At 40.9% G+C, this 1026-nt stretch carries 1 protein-coding gene and 1 pseudogene; both read left to right on the forward strand.

Annotated elements, in window-relative coordinates; all coding sequences use genetic code 11:
* A pseudogene (locus AB5935_RS28160) lies at positions 1-277 on the forward strand (glycoside hydrolase family 43 protein); the annotation flags it as partial.
* A gap of 172 nt (positions 278-449) precedes the next feature.
* Positions 450-1026, forward strand: a 577-nt coding sequence (locus AB5935_RS28165) for a BACON domain-containing protein (RefSeq protein ID WP_368328124.1), incomplete at its 3' end; no start/stop codon positions are given.

Raw genomic sequence — 1026 nt, forward strand, 5'->3', positions numbered from 1 at the left:
GATTACCCATTATGCCAAAGAAGTTTCCCTACCGACGGATGGTGAGGTGGAACTGGTGGTGAAGTCGGATATCAATTACTATTATTTTGGTTATAAAGTGAATGGAATATATCATGATCTGGGTAAGATGAACACGCGTTATCTAAGCACTGAAACAGCAGGCGGATTTACCGGAGTCGTATTGGGGCTTTACATTACATCAGCTTCTAAAGATTCGAAGGCGTATGCTGATTTTGAGTACTTTAAGTATAAAGGGAAACCGGGAGAAAACAAATGAATCCCTTTTATAAAACAAATTCACCCCATCGTTTCCAAAACGCTCCCTATATGAATAACATTACAGAAGTGAAGTTACATGTCGAATACATAATTTTGTGGTGTAGAAAACAAATGTGTTTTGATGAGGCAAGGTTAACGGTTTTAAATTTAATCTAATAGTATAGAAGAATATGGAAAAACAGTCATTTAGTGATGGATTATTTAGTCCATTGGGTATTAAACGAGTCATATTTATGCTGGTGTTGCTCACCACCTCTTTTATATCATGTAGCAACAGTGATGAAAAAGGAGGAAGTCTGGAAGTGGCACAGGAATATCGTAATCTGGAGTTTGACGCTCGTGGAAGCAGGCAGACTATTCAGATAGACGGTCCGGCCGAATGGCATATCAGTACTTCGGAAAGTTGGTGTAAAAGTTCACATACTATCGGTGAAGGAAAACAATATGTAAATATCACAGTAGAGGCCAATGATACGCAGAAAGAGAGGACGGCTACCGTCACCGTTTCGGCGAGTGGCGCTCCTGATATTATTATCAATGTAAAGCAGTCCCTATATAGCGTACCTGCATACGATGAATACATTGCACCTGATAATACAGGGATGCGTGATTTGACTTCCATGCAACTGTCGGCATTGATGAAAGCCGGAGTGAATGTAGGGAATACATTTGAGGCGGTGATTGTGGGAAATGACGGAAGTCTTTCCGGCGATGAAACGTGTTGGGGAAATCCTACACCGAACAGGG

It is taken from the genome of Phocaeicola sp. RTP21198st1_B8_RTP21198_201120, assembly GCF_040929485.1.
GTDB classification, from domain to species: domain Bacteria; phylum Bacteroidota; class Bacteroidia; order Bacteroidales; family Bacteroidaceae; genus Phocaeicola; species Phocaeicola dorei.